The organism is Streptomyces sp. NPDC055287, from assembly GCF_053646035.1.
Genome location: NZ_JBSHNE010000067.1, coordinates 1 through 20,259 on the forward strand (window position 1 = coordinate 1; position 20,259 = coordinate 20,259).

Sequence of the window (20,259 nt, forward strand, 5' to 3'; positions counted from 1 at the left end):
TGTGTCTGTTGATTGGTCGGGGGTGTTCGGGGGGACGGGTGCGTCCCGGGTGGATCTGCCGACGTATGCCTTCCAACGCAACCGCTACTGGCTGGAATCTTTCGGTGACATGACAGGCACCGGCTCCGTGGCCGGACTCGGACTCGGGGCGGCAGAACACCCCTTGCTCGGTGCGGCCGTGGAGCTGGCAGGCGCCGACGGGTTGCTGCTGACGGGACAGTTGTCGTTGCGTACGCATCCGTGGCTGGCGGATCACGCGGTCGCGGGCACGGTGCTGTTCCCGGGGACCGGCTTCGTGGAACTGGCGGTACGGGCGGGTGACCAGGTCGGTTGCGATGTGGTCGAAGAGCTCACGCTCCAGGCGCCGCTCATCCTGCCCGAGCGGGGCGTCGTACAACTCCAGATCGCGGTGGGCGAGCCGGACGAAGCAGGGCGGCGCTCGCTGACCGTCCACTCCCGCGACGGCGAGGCGTCGGCCGACGGAGAGTGGACCTGCCACGCCATGGGCGTACTGACGAGCGGTGGTTCGCAGCCTGCGGCGGAGCTGCTGGAGTGGCCGCCGGCCGGCGCCGAGGCGGTGCCCGTCGATGGCATGTACGCGAGCTTCGAGGCCGACGGCTATGGGTACGGCCCGGTGTTCCAGGGCGTGCGAGCGGCGTGGCGACGCGGCGACGAGGTCTTCGCCGAGGTGGCCCTCGACGCGGAGCACCAGGAGGACGCGGGCCGCTTCGGTATGCACCCGGCGCTGATGGACGCGGCGCTGCACGGTGTGCAACTGGGTAACTTCTTCTCCGACGACCGGGCGCGGTTACCGTTCGAGTGGCGAGGTGTGTCGTTGCGGGCGGCGGGTGCGTCGATGCTCCGTGTCCGGCTGACGCCGGCCGGCACGGACGCGGTCTCGGTGACGGTGGCCGACGGCACGGGTCAGGCGGTCGCGACGGTGGACTCGCTGGTCTGCATGCCGGTCGACCGCGAACAGCTGTCAGCAGCAGCCGGAAAGTCGCCGGAGCACGAGGCGCTGTTCCGTCTCGACTGGACGGCGGTTCCGGCAGCGACGGCCACGGCGGCGGCGACGGCCACGGCCACGGCGAACGATGGTGCGGGCCGCGACGTCGGCTTGGCTCTGATCGGCGCATCCGTAGGCGCCCCCGGGGCAGAGGTGTATCCGGATCTGGAGGCCCTGGGCGAAGCGGTGGCGGCGGGTGCCGAGCTGCCGGACGTCGTCGTGGTCACAGTTCCGGCAACCCCTGACGGCACGGAAATCGCGCAGGCCGCGCATGTGGCGAGCCATCGGGCGCTGGCGCTGACGCAGGCGTGGCTCGGGGACGAGCGGTTCACCGGTGCGCGACTGGTGTTGCTGACGCACGGCGCGGTGGCGGCGGGCTCCGACGGTGATGTGACGGACCTGGCGGCGTCCCCGGTGTGGGGGTTGTTGCGGTCGGCGCAGACGGAGAACCCTGGCGCGTTCGTGCTGATGGACACCGATGGGACGCAGGCGTCCCGGGATGCGCTGCCGGCGGCGCTGGCGTGGGCGGCGGCCCAGGACGAACCGCAGTTGGCGCTGCGCGCGGGCGAGGTACGGGTGCCGCGCATGGCACGCGTGACACGTGGGAACGAAGCGCTGACGCCGCCGGCAGGGGCGTCGGCCTGGCGGCTGGAGATCCCCAACAAGGGGTCATTCGCCAACTTGGAACTCCTGGAGTGCCCGGCCGCCGAGCAGCCGCTCGCCGCAGGCCAGGTACGGGTTCAGGTCCGGGCTTCCGGTATGAACTTCCGGGACGTGGTGCTGGCCCTGGGCGTCGTACCGGACCAGGAAGTGATGGGCAACGAGGCCGCTGGTGTCGTGATCGAGGTCGGCGAGGGCGTGAGCGACCTGGCGCCGGGCGACCGGGTCATGGGCGTCTTCTCCGGCTCGTTCGGCCCCGTCGCCGTAACCGACCGGCGGATGCTGGTGCCGGTACCCACCGGGTGGTCGTTCGTGCAGGCGGCCTCAGTGCCGGTCGTCTTCCTGACGGCGTACTACGGCCTGCGTGACCTCGCAGGGCTGCGGCCGGGCGAGTCGGTGCTCGTACACAACGCCGCCGGTGGCGTCGGCATGGCCGCAGTGCAGCTGGCACGGCACTGGGGCGCGGAGGTCTTCGGCACGGCCGGCGAGGGCAAGTGGCACGCCCTGCGCAGCTCGGGTCTGGACGAGTCGCACATCGCTTCTTCCCGCACGCTGCACTTCGAGGAGCGCTTCCGCGCCACGACCGGTGGCCGTGGCATGGACGTGGTGCTGGACGCGCTCGCGGGCGAGTTCGTCGACGCGTCGTTGCGGCTGCTGCCGCGCGGCGGGCGTTTCCTGGAGATGGGCAAGACCGACAAGCGCGACCCCGCCGAGGTCGCCGCGGCACACCCGGGCGTCGCCTACCAGGCGTTCGACCTGGGCGAGGCAGGCCCGGACCGTACGCAGGAAATGCTGCTCGAACTGCTGGAGCTGTTCGAGCAGGGAGTGCTCAAGCCCCTGCCTGTCGCGACGTGGGACATACGTCGGGCCCCGGAGGCCTTTCGCCACCTGAGCCAGGCCCGGCACATCGGCAAGGTCGTGCTGACCGTCCCCGCCCCACCGGCCGGCACGGGGACCGGCACCGCCCTGGTGACCGGAGCGACCGGAACGCTCGGCCGACTCGTCGCCCGCCACCTCGTGGTGCGGCACGGCGTACGGGAACTGCTGCTCGTCAGCCGCCGTGGCCCGGCAGCCGACGGTGCGGCGGACCTGGTCGCGGAGCTGGGCGGCCTCGGCGCGCGGGCACGGGTGGTGGCCTGTGATGTCGCCGACCGGGAGTCGCTGGCGGGGCTGCTCGCCGGGATCCCGGTCCAACACCCCCTGACCACGGTCGTCCACACGGCCGGCGTACTGGACGACGGTATGGTCTCCGCGCTCACCCCCGAGCGTGTCGACGGAGTGCTGCGCCCGAAGGTGGACGCGGCCTGGAACCTGCATGAGCTGACGCGCGAGCTGGACCTGTCGGCCTTCGTCCTCTTCTCCTCCGTCTCGGGTTCCCTCGGCAACGCCGGGCAGGGCAACTACGCGGCGGCGAACGTCTTCCTCGACGCCCTCGCGGCGGTCCGCCGCACCGAGGGATTGCCGGCGACGTCGCTGGCATGGGGGCTGTGGGAGCAGAGCAGCGCCATGACGAGTGAGCTCGCCGAAGCGGACCGCGCGCGCATGGCACGCTCGGGCCTGATGGCCCTGTCGTCCGACGAAGGGCTGGCGCTGCTCGATATCGCAATCGCGGCCGACGAGCCGTTCCTGCTGCCGGTCCGGCTCGACACCGCCGCGCTGCGCACGTCCGGCGCGTCCGTCCCCGCCCTGCTGCGCGGCCTCGTCCGGGGCCCCGTGCACCGCGCCCGGGCCACGGCGACCACCGGCACCACGGCCGCGCCCACGGGCCTGGCCCGGCGGCTGGCCGGCCGCCCCGAGGCCGAACAGCTGGCGGAACTCTCGGAGTTCGTACGCGGGCACGTCGCGGTCGTCCTCGGACACGGATCGGCCGCGGCGGTGGAGGAGAGCCGGGCGTTCAAGGAACTCGGCTTCGACTCCCTGACCTCGGTGGAACTCCGCAACCGGCTGAACGCGGCGACAGGACTGCGGCTGCCCGCCACGCTCGTCTTCGACCACCCCACGCCTGGTGCGCTCGCCCGGCATCTGCGCGGCGAGCTGCTCGGTGACCGGCCCGAAGCCGCCGTCGGCACCGCGCCGATCACCGCCCCGCAGGCGGACGACCCGATCGCCATCGTCGGGATGAGCTGCCGCTACCCGGGCGACGCCGCGTCCCCCGAGGCGCTGTGGGATCTGCTGGCGTCCGGCGGCGACGGCATCACCGACTTTCCGGCCGACCGGGGCTGGGACCTCGACGCGCTGTACGACGACGATCCGGACCGCCCCGGAAAGTCGTACGTCCGCAACGGCGGCTTCCTCCACACCGCCGCCAACTTCGACGCGGGCTTCTTCGGGATCTCGCCGCGTGAGGCGCTGGCGATGGACCCGCAGCAGCGGTTGCTGCTGGAGACGTCGTGGGAGGCATTCGAACGAGCCGGAATCGACCCTGCCTCCGTACGGGGATCCCAGGCAGGCGTGTTCGCCGGCGCTGCGGCGCAGGGCTACGCCTTCGGCATGGAGCAGTCCGGCGAGGGAAGCGAGGGCTACTACCTGACCGGCAGCACGACCTCGGCGATCTCGGGCCGTGTCGCGTACGCGCTGGGCCTTGAGGGTCCCGCGGTGACGGTGGACACGGCGTGCTCGTCGTCGTTGGTGGCCCTGCACCTGGCGGTGCAGTCGCTGCGCAACGGTGAGTGCTCGCTCGCCCTCGCCGGTGGAGTGAACGTCATGGCCACCTCGATGGTCTTCGTGGAGTTCAGCCGGCAGCGCGGGCTCGCGCCGGACGGTCGCTGCAAGTCGTTCTCGGACGCCGCGGACGGTACGGGGTGGGCCGAGGGCGTCGGGATGGTGTTGTTGGAGCGGTTGTCGGATGCGCGGCGTAATGGTCATCCGGTGCTTGCGGTGGTGCGTGGTTCGGCGGTGAATCAGGATGGTGCGAGTAATGGTCTTACGGCGCCGAATGGTCCGTCGCAGCAGCGTGTGATCCGGGCGGCGCTGGCGAATGCCGGGGTGTCGGCGGTTGATGTGGATGTGGTGGAGGCGCACGGTACGGGTACGACGTTGGGCGATCCGATCGAGGCGCAGGCGTTGCTCGCGACGTACGGTCAGGACCGTCCGTCCGACCGGCCGTTGTGGCTGGGGTCGTTGAAGTCGAATATCGGGCATGCGCAGGCGGCTGCGGGTGTGGCCGGTGTGATCAAGATGGTGCAGGCGATGCGCCATGGTGTGCTGCCGGAGACGCTGTATGTGGGTGAGCCGTCGTCGGAGGTGGACTGGTCGGCGGGCGCGGTGGAGCTGCTGACGCAGGCGCGGGAGTGGCCCGAGGCAGAGGGGCGTCCGCGTCGGGCGGGTGTGTCGTCGTTCGGTGTGAGTGGTACGAACGCGCACGTGATCCTGGAGCAGGTCGCGGAGCTGGAACCGGCCCCCGTCTCGACGGTTGAGGTGGAGCCGGTGGTGGTGCCGTGGGTGGTGTCGGGGCGTGGGGTTGCTGCGGTGCGGGGTCAGGCGGCTCGTTTGCTGGCCCGGGTGGAGGGTGATGGTGGGTTGTCGCCGGTGGATGTGGGGTGGTCGCTGGCGTCGGGGCGGGCGGAGTTCGAGAACCGTGCTGTGGTGATCGGTGGCTCGCGGGATGAACTGACGGGTGTGTTGGGTGCGTTGGCTCGTGGTGAGTCGGTTCCGGGTGTGGTGGAGGGCACGGTTTCGGGGACCGGCGGCCGGGTGGTGTTTGTGTTCCCGGGGCAGGGTTCGCAGTGGGCGGGTATGGCTGTGGGTCTGTTGGGTGCTTCGCCGGTGTTCGCGGAGCGGATGGCGGAGTGTGGCCGGGCGCTGTCGGAGTTTGTGGACTGGGACCTGGACGGTGTGGTTCGGCAGGTGTCCGGTGCGCCGTCGTTGGTGCGCGTTGATGTGGTGCAGCCGGTGTCGTGGGCGGTGATGGTGTCGCTGGCGGCGTTGTGGCGCTCGTACGGTGTGGAGCCGTCGGCGGTGGTGGGGCATTCGCAGGGTGAGATTGCCGCGGCCTGTGTGGCGGGCGGATTGTCCTTGCAGGACGGTGCGCGGGTGGTGGCGTTGCGGTCGCAGGCCATCGCGCGGAGTCTGGCGGGGCGTGGCGGGATGATGTCGGTGGCGTTGCCGTTGGCTGAGGTCGAGGGCCGTTTGGAGGGGTGGTCGGGCCGGCTGGAGGTGGCGGCCCTGAACGGGCCCTCGTCGGTCGTGGTCGCCGGTGAACCTACCGCGCTCGACGAGCTTCTTGCGGAGTGTGAGGGGGCGGGTGTCCGGGCTAGGCGTATCGCTGTGGATTACGCCTCGCACACCTCGCATGTGGAGCTGATCGAGGACGAGCTCGCGCGGGTGTTGGCCGATGTGCGGCCGCAGGTCTCCGAGGTGCCGTTCTTCTCCACGGTGGAGGGGGACTGGCTGGACACCGTTGGTCTCGACGCCGGGTACTGGTACCGCAATCTGCGGCAGACGGTGCGCTTCCAGACTGCTGTGGAGGCGTTGGGTGAGCAGGGTTTCGAGGCGTTTGTCGAGGTCAGCTCCCATCCTGTCCTGGCGATGAGTGTGCAGGAGCAGGCCGACTCCGCCGTGGTGACGGGCACGCTGCGCCGTGACGACGGCGGGTTGGACCGGTTCCTGACGTCGCTCGCCGAGGCGTGGGTCCAGGGCGTGGAGGTGGACTGGGCGCGGGTGTTCGAGGGCAGCGGCGCCTGCCGCGTGGATCTGCCGACGTATGCCTTCCAGCACCGGCGTTATTGGTTGGAGGCTGCCGGCGGTGCGGTGGGTGCGTTGCCGGGTCTTGGTCTGGCGTCGGCCGGGCATCCGTTGCTCGGGGCGGCGGTGGAGTTGCCGGAGTCGGCGGGTGTGGTGTTCACCGGTCGGTTGTCGTTGCGTACGCATCCGTGGCTGGCGGATCACGCGGTGGGCGGCGCGGTGTTGTTGCCGGGGACCGGTTTTGTGGAGCTGGCGGTCCGGGCGGGCGATGAGGTGGGCTGTGACGTGGTCGAGGAGCTGACGCTCCACGCCCCGCTGGTGCTGCCCGAGAAGGATGGCGTCCAGCTGCGCTTGACGGTTGCCGAGCCCGACGGGATGGGCCGTCGCATCTTCAGCGTGTACTCGCGCGAAGGTGACGCTTACGCCGATGCGGGGTGGACGTGTCATGCCACCGGCGCGCTGGCGACCGACGGTTCGCAGCCTGCGGCGGATCTGGTCGTGTGGCCGCCGGAGGGCGCGGTGGAGCTGGCCACCGATGATGTGTACACGGACTTCGAGGCCGCCGGATACGGCTATGGGCCAGTGTTCCAGGGCGTACGGGCGGCATGGCGGCGCGGCGACGAGGTGTTCGTCGAGGCCGTACTGCCCGAGGACCGGCAGGAGGAGGCGGCTCGGTTCGGTGTCCATCCGGCGCTGCTGGATGCGGCGTTGCATGGTTTGCGGCTGGGTGAGTTCTTCTCCGACAGCCGGGCGCGATTGCCGTTCGTGTGGCGCGGTGTGTCGTTGTACGCGGCCGGTGCGGCGGCGCTGCGCGTGCGTCTGGCGCCGACCGGTGCGGACAGCTCGGTGTCGGTGACGGTCGCGGACAGCACCGGGCAGCCGGTCGCGACGGTCGAGTCCCTTGTCCTTCGGCCGGTGGACCCTGGGCAGATCGCGAACGCGGCGGCCCGTAGCGGTACGGACGACGCGTTGTTCCGTGTCGAGTGGGCGGAGGCGCCGCAGGCGACCACGGACGACCCGGGTACGGCCGGACAGCGCGGCCTGTGGGCGGTGATGGGCGCGGCGGACAGCGCTGCCGGGCTCGGAATTCCCGGGGCCGAGGTGTACTCCGGTCCGGAGGCACTGCGTGCGGCCGTCGAGAGCGGTGCGGCCGTCCCGGACGCCGTGTTCGTTCCCTTCACGACCTCGGTCGGCGACACAGCGCCGTCCGCGCACGAAGCCGTACACCGCGCCCTGGCGCTGACGCAGGCGTGGCTTGCGGATGAGCGGTTCGCGGCGGCCGGTTCGCGTCTGGTGCTGGTGACGCGCGGTGCGGTGGCGACCGGGCCCGAGGAGGCCGTGACCGACCTGGCGGCGGCTCCCGTGTGGGGGCTGTTGCGTTCGGCGCAGACCGAGAACCCCGGCCGGTTCGTGCTCGTGGACACCGATGGAGGTACCGGACTGCCCGGTGGCCTGCTGGCCTCGGATGCCCCGCAACTGGCCGTACGTGACGGTGTCGTACGGATCCCGAAGCTGGTGCGGGCTGCGCCGCCCGCACGGCAGGCGCCTCGGCCGTGGGATCCGGAAGGCACGGTGCTGGTGACGGGTGCGACCGGCACGCTGGGCGGTCTGGTGGCCCGGCACCTGGTGGTGGAGCACGGTGTGCGGCGGCTGTTGCTGGTGAGTCGCAGTGGCCGTGATGCCCCGGGTGCGCCGGAGTTGGCGGCGGAGCTGTCGGGGCTGGGCGCGGATGTGTCGGTGGCCGCTTGCGACGTCGCCGACCGTGACGCGCTGGCCGGGCTGCTGGCGGGGATTCCTGCCGGGCATCCGCTGACCGCGGTGGTTCACGCGGCCGGTGTACTGGACGACGGGTTGGTCACCGGGCTGGACGGCGAGAGGGTGGAGCGGGTGCTGCGTCCGAAGGTGGACGCGGCGTGGAATCTGCATCAGCTGACACGCGGCCTTGACCTGTCGGCATTCGTACTGTTCTCCTCGGCCTCGGGTGTCCTGGGCAGCGCCGGACAGGGCGGCTACGCGGCGGCGAACGTGTTCCTGGACGCGCTGGCTGCCGTACGCCGGGCCGAGGGGCTGCCGGCGACGTCGCTGGCGTGGGGTCTGTGGCAGCAGAGCAGTGGTATGACGGGCGAGCTGGACCGGGCGGATCTGGCGCGGGTGGCGCGTTCGGGTCTGGTCGCGTTGTCCTCGCGGGACGGCCTGGCGTTGTTCGACGCCGGTGTCGGGGCGGACGCGGCGCTCCTGCTGCCGGTGCGCTTCGACACGGCTGCGCTGCGTGCCCTGGGCGGTGACGTGCCGGCGATGCTGAGAGGGCTGGTGCGTGGGCCGGTTCGCCGGGCGAGAGTGGTGGAGGGCGGCGGGGCCGCAGCGGGTCTGGTGCAGCGGCTGGCCGGGCTGTCGGACGGCGAGAGGATGCGGGCGCTGTCCGAGTTCGTACGGGGGCTGATCGCGACTGTTCTCGGACACGGTTCGGCAGATGCGATCGAGGAAACCCGGGCGTTCAAGGAGCTCGGCTTCGACTCCCTGACGGCGGTGGAGCTGCGGAACCGGCTGAACTCGGCGACAGGACTGCGCCTTCCCGCCACGCTCGTCTTCGACCACCCGTCACCCGGCGCCCTCGTGACGTACCTGGGGGCCGAACTCTTCGGTGACCAGGACGCGGTCGCCGCAGCGGCCGGTGTTGACGCCGCGGCTTCCCCGGTGGGTGACCCCGACGATCCGATCGTGATTGTGGGGATGGGCTGCCGTTACCCCGGTGGTGTTGCCTCCCCGGAGGAGTTGTGGGCCCTGGTCGACGGCGGCGTGGACGCGATCTCGGAGTTTCCGACGGACCGGGGGTGGGGTGCGGATCTCTACGACCCGGATCCGGACCGGCAGGGCAGGGCGTACGCCAGAGAAGGCGGGTTCCTGTACGGGGCCGCGGAGTTCGACCCGGACTTCTTCGGCATGTCGCCGCGCGAGGCGCTGGCCACGGACCCCCAGCAGCGGCTGCTGCTGGAGACCTCCTGGGAGGCGTTGGAGCGGGCGGGCGTCGATCCGAAGTCGCTGCGGGGGAGTCGTACCGGTGTGTTCACCGGAGTGATGTACAACGACTACGGTTCGCGGCTCCGGGTCGCGCCGGAGGGATTCGAGGGGTACCTCGGCAACGGCAGTGCCGGCAGTGTGGCCTCCGGCCGCCTCTCGTACACCTTCGGCCTGGAGGGCCCGGCAGTGACGGTCGACACCGCGTGCTCGTCGTCGCTTGTCTCCTTGCACCTGGCTGCCCAGGCGCTGCGTGCGGGTGAGTGCACGCTCGCGTTGGCGGGCGGCGTGACGGTGATGTCCACGCCGATGACGTTCGTGGAGTTCAGCCGGCAGCGCGCCTTGTCGCCGGACGGCCGTTGCAAGTCGTTCTCGGACGCCGCGGACGGTACGGGGTGGGCCGAGGGCGTCGGGATGGTGTTGTTGGAGCGGTTGTCGGATGCGCGGCGTAATGGTCATCCGGTGCTTGCGGTGGTGCGTGGTTCGGCGGTGAATCAGGATGGTGCGAGTAATGGTCTTACGGCGCCGAATGGTCCGTCGCAGCAGCGTGTGATCCGGGCGGCGCTGGCGAATGCCGGGGTGTCGGCGGCTGATGTGGATGTGGTGGAGGCGCACGGTACGGGTACGACGCTGGGCGATCCGATCGAGGCGCAGGCGTTGCTCGCGACGTACGGTCAGGACCGTCCGTCCGACCGGCCGTTGTGGCTGGGGTCGTTGAAGTCGAATATCGGGCACACGCAGGCGGCTGCGGGTGTGGCCGGTGTGATCAAGATGGTGCAGGCGATGCAGCACGGCGTACTGCCCCGGACGCTGCATGTGGACGAGCCGTCGTCGGAGGTGGACTGGTCGGCGGGCGCGGTGGAGCTGCTGACGGAGGCGCGGGAGTGGCCGGGGGCTGAGGGGCGTCCGCGTCGGGCGGGTGTGTCGTCGTTCGGTGTGAGCGGTACGAACGCGCACGTCATTCTTGAGCTGCCGGAGTTGTCGGAGTCGGCTGGAGAAGTGACGTCGCGGCCGGTGGGCCCGGTGGTCGTGCCGTGGGTGTTGTCGGGCCGGAGTGTGGAGGCTCTGCGGGGTCAGGCCGGGCGGTTGTGGTCCCGGGTGGAGGGTGCCGTGGAGCTGTCGCCGGTGGACGTGGGGTGGTCGCTGGCATCGGGCCGGTCGGCTTTCGAGCACCGTGCGGTGGTGGTCGGCGGTGGGGACGGCTTGGCTTCGGGTGTGGAGGCCCTGGCTCGTGGTGAGTCGGTTCCGGGTGTGGTGGAGGGCACGGTTTCGGGAACCGGCGGCCGGGTGGTGTTTGTGTTCCCGGGGCAGGGTTCGCAGTGGGCGGGTATGGCTGTGGGTCTGTTGGGTGCTTCGCCGGTGTTCGCGGAGCGGATGGCGGAGTGTGGCCGGGCGCTTGCGGAGTTTGTGGACTGGGACCTGGACGGTGTGGTTCGGCAGGTGTCCGGTGCGCCGTCGTTGGTGCGCGTTGATGTGGTGCAGCCGGTGTCGTGGGCGGTGATGGTGTCGCTGGCGGCGTTGTGGCGCTCGTACGGTGTGGAGCCGTCGGCGGTGGTGGGGCATTCGCAGGGTGAGATTGCCGCAGCCTGTGTGGCGGGCGGATTGTCCTTGCAGGACGGTGCGCGGGTGGTGGCGTTGCGGTCGCAGGCCATCGCGCGGAGCCTGGCCGGGCGCGGCGGGATGATGTCGGTGCAGCTGTCGGCCGACCAGGTGGCCGAGCGCATAGCCGTGTGGGACGGGCGGTTGTCGATCGCCACGGTCAACGGACCGGCCTCGGTCGTGGTGGCCGGTGATCCGGCCGCGCTGGACGAGCTGGTCGTGACCTGTGAGGCGGAAGGGGTCCGCGCTCGACGTATCGCGGTGGACTACGCCTCGCACACCTCACATGTGGAGCTGATCGAGGACGAGCTGGCCGACGTACTCGCGGCGGTGCGGCCGCAGGCTTCCGAAGTGCCGTTCTTCTCGACCGTGACGGGGGATTGGCTGGACACCGCCGGTCTCGACGCCGGGTACTGGTACCGCAACCTGCGCCAGACGGTCCGCTTCCAGACTGCGATCGAGACGCTGGCCGAGCAGAACCACGGCACGTTCATCGAGGTCAGTTCCCACCCCGTCCTGACAGTGAGCGTGCAGGAGACGCTGGAAAGCCCGGGGAAGCGCACGGCTGCCCCTCCGGTGGTAGCCGGCACGCTCCGGCGCGACGACGGCGGCCCGGACAGGTTCCTGACGTCCCTGGCGGAGGTGTGGGTCCAGGGCGTGGAGGTCGACTGGGCGCAGGCATTCGCCGGTACCGGCGCGTCCCGGGTGGACCTGCCGACGTATGCCTTCCAGCGTCGCCGCTACTGGCTGGAAGCACCGGCCGCCGAAGCGGCGACCGGTGCGGGCACGGCGACGGGCGGCATGCCGGCCGGTCAGGCGGACGATCAGTTCTGGGAGGCCGTCGAGAGCGGGGACCTGGAGTCGCTGTCCACGACGCTCGAGGTCCAGGACGAGGCGCAGCAGTCGTCGCTGGGCAGCCTGCTGCCCGCCCTGTCCTCGTGGCGCCGGCAGCGGCGAATCCGGACCACCCTCGACGGCTGGCGTTACCGCGTCACCTGGAAGCCGGTGCCGGAGGACCCGCCGGCGGCCGCGGTGACCGCGACCGGCACGTGGCTGCTGATCGTCCCCTCCGGGCACGCCGACGCGCCGTGGGCCGGCGCCACTGCCAGGGCGCTTGCCGACGGCGGGGCGACAGTCGTCCCGCTGGTCTGGGACCCGGCCGACGGGGACCGGCCACAACTGGCCGAGCGCATACGTGAGGTCCTGGCCACGCACGCACAGGCCGACGGCATCAGCGGCGTACTCTCACTGCTCGCGCTCGACGAGGACATGCATCCGGTGTACCCGGTGGTGCCCCGGGGCGTGGCCGGCGCCTTGCAGCTCGTGCAGGCGCTGGGTGACGCGGACCTGGCCGCGCCTCTGTGGCTGGCGACGCGGGGCGCGGTGTCCACCGGCCGTGCGGACGGTGCCGCCGTCAGCGCGGCGCAGGCCCAGACCTGGGGCCTGGGCAGGGTCGTCGGCCTGGAACACCCGCAGCGCTGGGGCGGTCTGATCGACCTGCCGGAGACTCCCGACGCACGCACGCTGACGCGGCTTCGCGGCGTACTGACCGGCGGCACTGCGGGTTCCGAGGACCAGCTCGCCCTGCGTGCGGCGGGCCTTGTCGCACGGCGGCTCGTGCGTGCGCCGCTCGGAGAAATTCGCGCTGTACGAGACTGGAAGCCACAAGGTACGGTCTTGATCACTGGCGGAACCGGCGCACTGGGCAAGCGAGTTGCCCGCTGGCTGGCGTGCCGTGGAGCGCAGCATCTCGTCCTGACCAGCCGTCGCGGCATGGAGACCCCAGGCGCCGAGGAGCTTGTGCAGGAGCTGACGGGGGTCGGTGCTCGGGTGACTGTTGCCGCATGTGATGTCGCGGATCGTGCCGCGCTCGCCGCGCTGCTGGAGAAGCTCCGGGCCGAGGGATCCCCCGTGCGGTCGGTGGTGCACACCGCGGGTGTGGCGCCGAGCGCGACGCTCGACGAGACGGACCTCGCCACGCTCGCCGTCGTCGCGTCGGGCAAGGTGGCGGGCGCCGCCAACCTCGACGAGTTGCTGGACGGCGAGGAACTGGATGCCTTCGTCCTCTTCTCGTCGAACGCGGGAGTCTGGGGGGCGGGCGGCCAGGGCGCGTACGGCGCCGCCAACGCGTACCTGGACGCACTGGTACAGCGGCGCCGCTCCCGCGGCCTCCCCGGGACGTCCGTCGCATGGGGTGCGTGGCGCGGAGCCGGCATGCTGACGGACAACGCGGCAGAGGACCACATGAGCCGGCTCGGGGTGCTGGCGATGGACCCGGATCTGGCGATCGAGGCACTCCAGCAGGCCCTGGACCACGACGAGACGTGTGCCGTGGTCGCGGACGTGGACTGGTCGCGCTTCGCGCCCGGCTTCACCGCGGCCCGGCCGCGGCCGCTGCTCGACGATCTGCCGGAGGTGCGGTACGCCCTCCAGGAGGCCACACCAGCCGGAGCCGACGACGGGCCCTCCGGATCGCCGGCCGACCGGTTCGCGGCGATGAGCGGGCCAGAGCTGGAGCGCACGCTGCTCGACCTGGTGCGTTCCAACGCCGCTGCGGTACTGCGTCACGAGGGCACCGACACGGTGGGCGAGGACCGGGCGTTCAAGGAACTCGGCTTCGACTCCCTGACGGCCGTCGAGCTCCGTAACAGACTGCAGAGGGCCACCGGGCTGCGGCTTCCCACCGCGCTGGTCTTCGACCACCCGACGCCCCTCGACCTCGCCGGTCATCTGCGGGCACAGCTGGCCGGAACCGGGGCCGGCACGCCCGAGTCCGCGATCGCGGAGCTCGACAAGCTGGAAGCGGCGGTCTTCTCCATCCTCCCGGAGGACGAGGACCTGCGGGCCACGGTCACCTCGCGGCTGCACGTGCTCCTGTCGAGGCTCGACGGCGACGGCTCACCGGCGGGCGAACTGCCCGGCGCTGCGCAGGACGGCCGGCCGGCTGTCGAAGACACGCTCGATGCGGCCACCGACAACGAGATATTCGACTTCATCAACCAGGAGTTCGGTAAGTCATGACGGCGAACGAGGACAAGCTCCGGGAATATCTCAAGTGGGTCACCGCCGACCTGCACAAGACGCGGACCCGCCTGCAGGAACAGGAGGCGGGAGAGCGGGAGCCGATCGCGATCGTCTCTGTGAGCTGCCGGCTTCCCGGAGGCGCGAACTCGCCGGAGGAGCTGTGGCGGCTGCTCGCCGGCGGCACCGACGCCGCCTCAGGGTTACCTGATGACCGGGGCTGGGACATCGAGGGCCTGTACGACCCCGACGGAAATTCGGGCAGGCCGGGCACGACGTACGTGAACGAGGGCAGCTTCGTCCGCGACGCCGCCGAGTTCGACGCGGGTTTCTTCGGAATCTCGCCGCGTGAGGCGCTGGCGATGGACCCGCAGCAGCGGCTGTTCCTCGAAGCGTCGTGGGAGCTGATCGAGCGCGCCGGTATCGACCCGGCCTCGCTCAAGGGCAGCCAGACGGGAGTCTTCGTCGGTGGCACGCCCTCGCACTACGGCCCGAGTGCCGGAGAGGTGACCGAGGACGTCGCGGGCTATGTGGTCACCGGCGGCTCCGGCGCGGTGCTCTCGGGGCGCCTCTCCTACTTCCTCGGCCTCGAAGGCCCCGCGGTGACCGTGGACACCGCTTGTTCGTCCTCCTTGGTCGCCCTGCACGAGGCGGTGCACGCGCTGCGCCGCCGGGAGTGCTCCCTGGCGGTGGCGGGAGGGGTCTCCGTGATGTCGACCCCGGTGGCCTTCGTGGAGTTCAGCCGGCAGCGCGGGCTGGCGGCGGACGGGCGTTCCAAGGCGTTCTCCGACGCGGCCGACGGAATGGGCTGGGGCGAGGGCGCCGGAGTGCTGCTGCTGGAGCGGTTGTCGGATGCGCGGCGTAATGGGCATCCGGTGCTGGCGGTGGTGCGGGGTTCGGCGGTGAATCAGGACGGTGCGAGCAATGGTCTTACGGCGCCGAACGGTCCGTCGCAGCAGCGTGTGATCCGGGCGGCGCTGGCGAACGCGCGGATCTCGGCGGCGGACGTGGATGTCGTCGAGGCGCACGGGACGGGTACGACGCTCGGCGACCCCATCGAGGCCGAGGCGCTGCTCGCCACGTACGGGCAGGTACGTCCGTCCGACCGGCCGCTGTGGCTCGGCTCGTTGAAGTCGAACATCGGGCACACGCAGGCGGCCGCCGGTGTCGCGGGCGTGATCAAGATGGTGCTGGCGATGCGGTACGGCGTACTGCCGAAGACGCTGCACGTCGATGAGCCGTCCACGAAGGTGGACTGGTCGGGAGGTGCGGTCGAGCTGCTGACGGAGCGGCGGGAGTGGAAGCAGACCGAGGGGCGTCCGCGGCTCGCGGGGGTGTCGTCGTTCGGTGTGAGCGGTACGAACGCGCACGTCATCCTGGAAGAAGCCCCGGCGCAGGAAGAGCAGCCGGAGCCGGACCGGGCGCCCGTCGCGGCGACCGGTGCCGAGCGGGTCGTGCTGCCCACGGTGCCGTGGGTGGTGTCGGGGCGTGGCGCCGACGCGGTGCGGGATCAGGCGGCGCGGTTGCTTTCCCGGGTGGAAAGTGACGGCGGGTTGTCGCCGGTGGATGTCGGCTGGTCGCTGGCGTCCGGGCGGGCGGCGTTGGAGAACCGTGCGGTGGTGGCCGGTGGCTCGCGGGACGAACTTGTCGCCGGGTTACGGGCGTTGGCGCGTGGTGAGGGGGAGGCGCCGGGAGTGGTGGCCGGTCCGCGCGCGGCGGGTGCCGGTGGCCGGGTGGCGTTCGTGTTCCCGGGGCAGGGCTCGCAGTGGGCCGGGATGGCTCAGGGCCTGTGGGAGTCGTCCCCGGTGTTCGCCGCGCGGATGGAAGAGTGCGAACGGCTGCTGAGCGGGCTGGTCGACTGGTCACTTCGCGAGGTGCTTGACGACGAGGCGGCGTTGGCGCGGGTGGATGTGGTGCAGCCCGCGCTGTTCGCGATGATGGTGTCGCTGGCAGAGATGTGGCGTTCGGCCGGCCTGGTGCCCTCCGCCGTGGTGGGCCATTCGCAGGGCGAGGTCGCCGCCGCCTGTGTGGCCGGCGTGTTGTCCCTGGAGGACGCGCTCCGGGTGGTCGCGCTGCGCAGCCGTGCTCTGCTGGCCATCGCGGGGCGCGGCGGGATGTTGTCGATCGTGGCGTCGCACGAGTGGGTGCGCGAGCGGATCGCTCCCTTCGGTGACCGTATCTCCGTCGCCGCTGTGAACGGCCCGCAGGCGGTGGTGGTCTCGGGAGACGCCGACGCGCTGGCCGACTTCGGGACCGTACTGGCAAAGGCCGGGGTCATGCGGTGGAACGTCCCCGGGGTGGACTTCTCCGCGCACTCGTCCCATGTCGAGGTGCTTGAGTCGGAATTGGCCGAGCTGCTCTCGGGCGTCGAACTGCGGGCCTCGCAGGTGCCTTTCTACTCCGCCGTGACGGCGGGGCCGCTCGACACCGCGGAGCTGGACGCCGGGTACTGGTACCGGAACCTGCGCGAGCCGGTGCGGTTCGAGGAGGCCGTCCGGGCGCTGTCGGAGGACGGCCACCACGTGTTCGTCGAGGTCAGTCCCCACCCCATCCTGACGATGGGCGTGCTGGAGACGCTCGAGAGCCCGGAGCGGGCCGCCCCGGTGGTGACGGGCACGCTGCGCCGTGACGACGGCGGGCTGGACCGGTTCCTGACGTCGTTGGCCGAGGTGTGGGTCGAGGGTGTGGAGGTGGACTGGGCGCGGGTGTTCGAGGGCACTGGTGCGTCGCGGGTGGATCTGCCGACGTATGCCTTTCAGCACCGGCGTTATTGGTTGGAGGCTGCCGGCGGTGCGGTGGGTGCGTTGCCGGGTCTTGGTCTGGCGTCGGCCGGGCATCCGTTGCTCGGGGCGGCGGTGGAGTTGCCGGAGTCGGCGGGTGTGGTGTTCACCGGTCGGTTGTCGTTGCGTACGCATCCGTGGCTGGCGGATCACGCGGTGGGTGGCGCGGTGTTGTTGCCGGGGACCGGTTTTGTGGAGCTGGCGGTCCGGGCGGGCGATGAGGTGGGCTGTGACGTGGTCGAGGAGCTGACGCTCCACGCCCCGCTGGTGCTCCCCGGAACGGACGCGCTCGGCCTGCGCGTGACGGTCGGCGGGGCGGACAGCTCCGGTCGGCGTGAGGTGAGCATCCATTCGCGTCCGGAGGACACGGCGTACGGCGAAACCTGGACGTGCCACGCCACCGGTGTGCTGGCGGCGGGCGTCGGCGCGGACGCACCGGACCTCGCCGTGTGGCCGCCGGCGGACGCGACACCGGTCAATTGCGGTGATGTGTACGAGAAGTTCGCCGCGGCCGGTTATCACTACGGCCCGCTCTTCCGCGGACTGCGCGCGGCGTGGCGGCGGAAGGACGAGATCTTCGCCGAGGTCGCGTTGCCCGAGGAGCGGCAGGCGGAGGCGAATCGTTTCGGCGTACACCCGGCGCTGCTCGACGCGGCGCTGCACGCCGTGGGGCTGAGCGCGGTGACCGAGTCGGCGGAGGGCGGCGGCGCCGCGCGCGAGGCCCGGCTGCCGTTCGCGTGGCGTGGTGTGTCGTTGCACGCGACCGGGGCAACGGCCCTGCGGGTGGCCGTGTCGCCGACGGCAGGCACCGACGCGGTGTCCCTGACGCTGGCGGACGGCACCGGCCGACCGGTGGCCTCGGTGGACTCGCTGGTCATGCGCCCGGTGGACACCGAACAGCTGGGGAGTGCGGTCGGTGCACGCGGGCGGCTCCACGACGCGCTGTTCCGGGTCGAGTGGGAGGGCCGCTCGATCCCGTACGAGACCGACGGTTCAGGCTCTGTTCCCTGGGCCATCGTTGGCGGCGACCCACTCGGCGCGGCTTCCGCGCTGAGCGAGGCCCGCACAGCCGTGAAGCCGTACGAGGACCTCGACTCCCTCAGCGGCGGCTTCGCCGACGGCGACGTGCTGCCGCCGGTTGTGCTGGCCGACTGCACCTCCGCGTTCGGCGAGGAAGGCGGCGCCGGCACGGCCGCGGCCGTGCGGGACGCGCTGCGCCGGGCGCTGGCGCTGACGCAGGCGTGGCTTGCGGATGAGCGGTTCGCGGCGGCCGGTTCGCGCCTGGTGCTGGTGACACGCGGTGCGGTGGCGACCGGGCCGGCCGGGCCGGACGGAGAGCTGACGGATCTGGCGGCGGCTCCCGTCTGGGGGTTGTTACGGTCGGCGCAGACGGAGAACCCGGGTCGATTCGTGCTGGTGGACACCGACGGCGTGGAGGCTTCGTGGGAGGCGCTGCCGGGCGCGCTGGCGTGGTCGGCGGCCCAGGACGAGCCGCAACTCGCGCTGCGGGCGGGCGAGGTGCGCGTACCGCGACTGGCCCGCGTGCCCGCGCCTGCCCCGGTGCCCGGCGCCGAGTCCGGTGCGGGCGCCTCGGGCACGGTTCCCGCCTTCGGTACGGGCACGGTGCTGGTGACGGGTGCGACCGGCACGCTGGGCGGTCTGGTGGCCCGGCACCTGGTGGTGGAGCACGGTGTGCGGCGGCTGTTGCTGGTGAGTCGCAGTGGCCGTGATGCCCCGGGTGCGCCGGAGTTGGCGGCGGAGCTGTCGGGGCTGGGCGCGGATGTGTCGGTGGCCGCTTGCGACGTCGCCGACCGTGACGCGCTGGCCGGGCTGCTGGCGGGGATTCCTGCCGGGCATCCGCTGACCGGGGTGGTTCACGCGGCCGGTGTACTGGACGACGGTGTCGTCTCCTCCCTCACACCGGAGCGGCTCGACACGGTGTTGCGGCCCAAGCTCGACGCGGCCGTTCATCTGGACGAGCTGACGCGGGAACTGGACCTGTCGGCCTTCGTGCTCTTCTCTTCCGCCTCCGCCACCTTCGGCAGCCTCGGACAGGCCAATTACGCCGCGGCCAACGCCTTCCTCGACGCACTGGCCCGGCACCGGCGGGCGCACGGCCGGCCGGCCGTGTCCCTCGGCTGGGGCTTCTGGGCCGAGGCCAGTGGTCTGACCGGCGGTCTCTCCGAAGCCGACATCCGGCGCCTGTCACGCGGTGGCATGACCCCGCTGCCGACGGACCGGGCCTTGGAACTGCTCGACACCGCACAGCAGTCGGGCGAGGCCGCGCTCCTGCCGATCCAGTTCGACCGGGACGCGCTGAGCCGCCCGGCGGGCCTGGCCGCAGTCCCCCTCGTGATGCGCGGCCTGGTGCGTCCGACTGCGCGGCGCACCGTCGCGGCGGGTACGGGAACGGGTGCTGCCCCGGGCTCGGAGGGCGCGTCCGCTCTGCATCAGCGGCTGGCCGCACTGGACGAGCCCGATCGCAGGCGCACGCTGCTGGAGATGGTACGTACGCACGCCGCGGCCATTCTCGGCCACGCCACGATGTCCGCTGTCGAGCCGGGCCGCGGATTCGTGGAACTCGGCTTCGACTCGCTCATGGCGGTCGAATTCCGGAACCGGCTCAACGCGGCAACCGGACTTCGACTGCCCGTAACGCTCATCTTCGACTACCCCACCCCCACCGCGCTCGCGGCGTATCTCCGTGCTTCGATCGAGCTCGAAGACGGCGGCGGAGAGCCGGGCGCGGTCCGGGCGGCGAAATCGGCGGCCGCGGAGCTCGACCGGCTGGAGAGCATGCTCGGAGCCCTTGCCTCGGACGAGATCAAGCGCGTGGAAATCATGCTGCGGATGAAGTCGTTCCTGGCCAGACTCGGTGACGCCGGAGGAGCGCGGGCGGCGCATGACACCCACGAAGACAGCGACATCGAAACGGCTTCGGACGACGAGCTGTTCAGCGTCCTCGAAAACGAGCTGGGGAAAACCTGAACCGAGGCACGTGGAACCTGCCGTTTTCCTTTTCGCGACTTGCACGGGGAGCTGATTTCGAATGTCCAACGAGGACAAACTCCGCACCTACCTCAAACTGGCCACCACGGACCTTCGCCAGGCCCGCCGCCGACTTGAGGAACTGGAGGCCAAGGACTCCGAACCCATCGCGATCGTGGCGATGAGCTGCCGCTATCCGGGCGGCGTCACCTCCCCCGACGACATCTGGGACCTGGTCGCGAGCGGTACGGACGCGGTCTCGGGGTTTCCGACGGACCGGGGGTGGGGTGCGGATCTGTACGACCCGGATCCGGAGCGGAAGGGCAAGAGCTACGTCCGGGAGGGCGGGTTCCTGTACGGGGCCGCGGAGTTCGACCCGGACTTCTTCGGCATGTCGCCGCGCGAGGCGTTAGCCACGGACCCCCAGCAGCGGCTGCTGCTGGAGACCTCCTGGGAGGCGTTGGAGCGGGCGGGCGTCGATCCGAAGTCGCTGCGGGGGAGTCGTAC

Annotated in this window: 3 protein-coding genes; all 3 read left to right on the forward strand. The window is 71.4% G+C overall.

What is annotated here, in order from left to right; genetic code table 11:
- A partial coding sequence (locus tag ACWIHY_RS37820; protein ID WP_454381162.1) for a type I polyketide synthase occupies positions 1-13,984 on the forward strand: 13,984 nt, incomplete at its 5' end.
- Positions 13,981-19,752, forward strand: a complete 5,772-nt coding sequence (locus ACWIHY_RS37825) for an SDR family NAD(P)-dependent oxidoreductase (protein ID WP_454381164.1) — start codon at positions 13,981-13,983, stop codon at positions 19,750-19,752. The genes ACWIHY_RS37820 and ACWIHY_RS37825, both read left to right, overlap by 4 nt.
- A 61-nt stretch (positions 19,753-19,813) precedes the next feature.
- A partial coding sequence (locus tag ACWIHY_RS37830) for a beta-ketoacyl synthase N-terminal-like domain-containing protein (protein ID WP_454381165.1) occupies positions 19,814-20,259 on the forward strand: 446 nt, incomplete at its 3' end.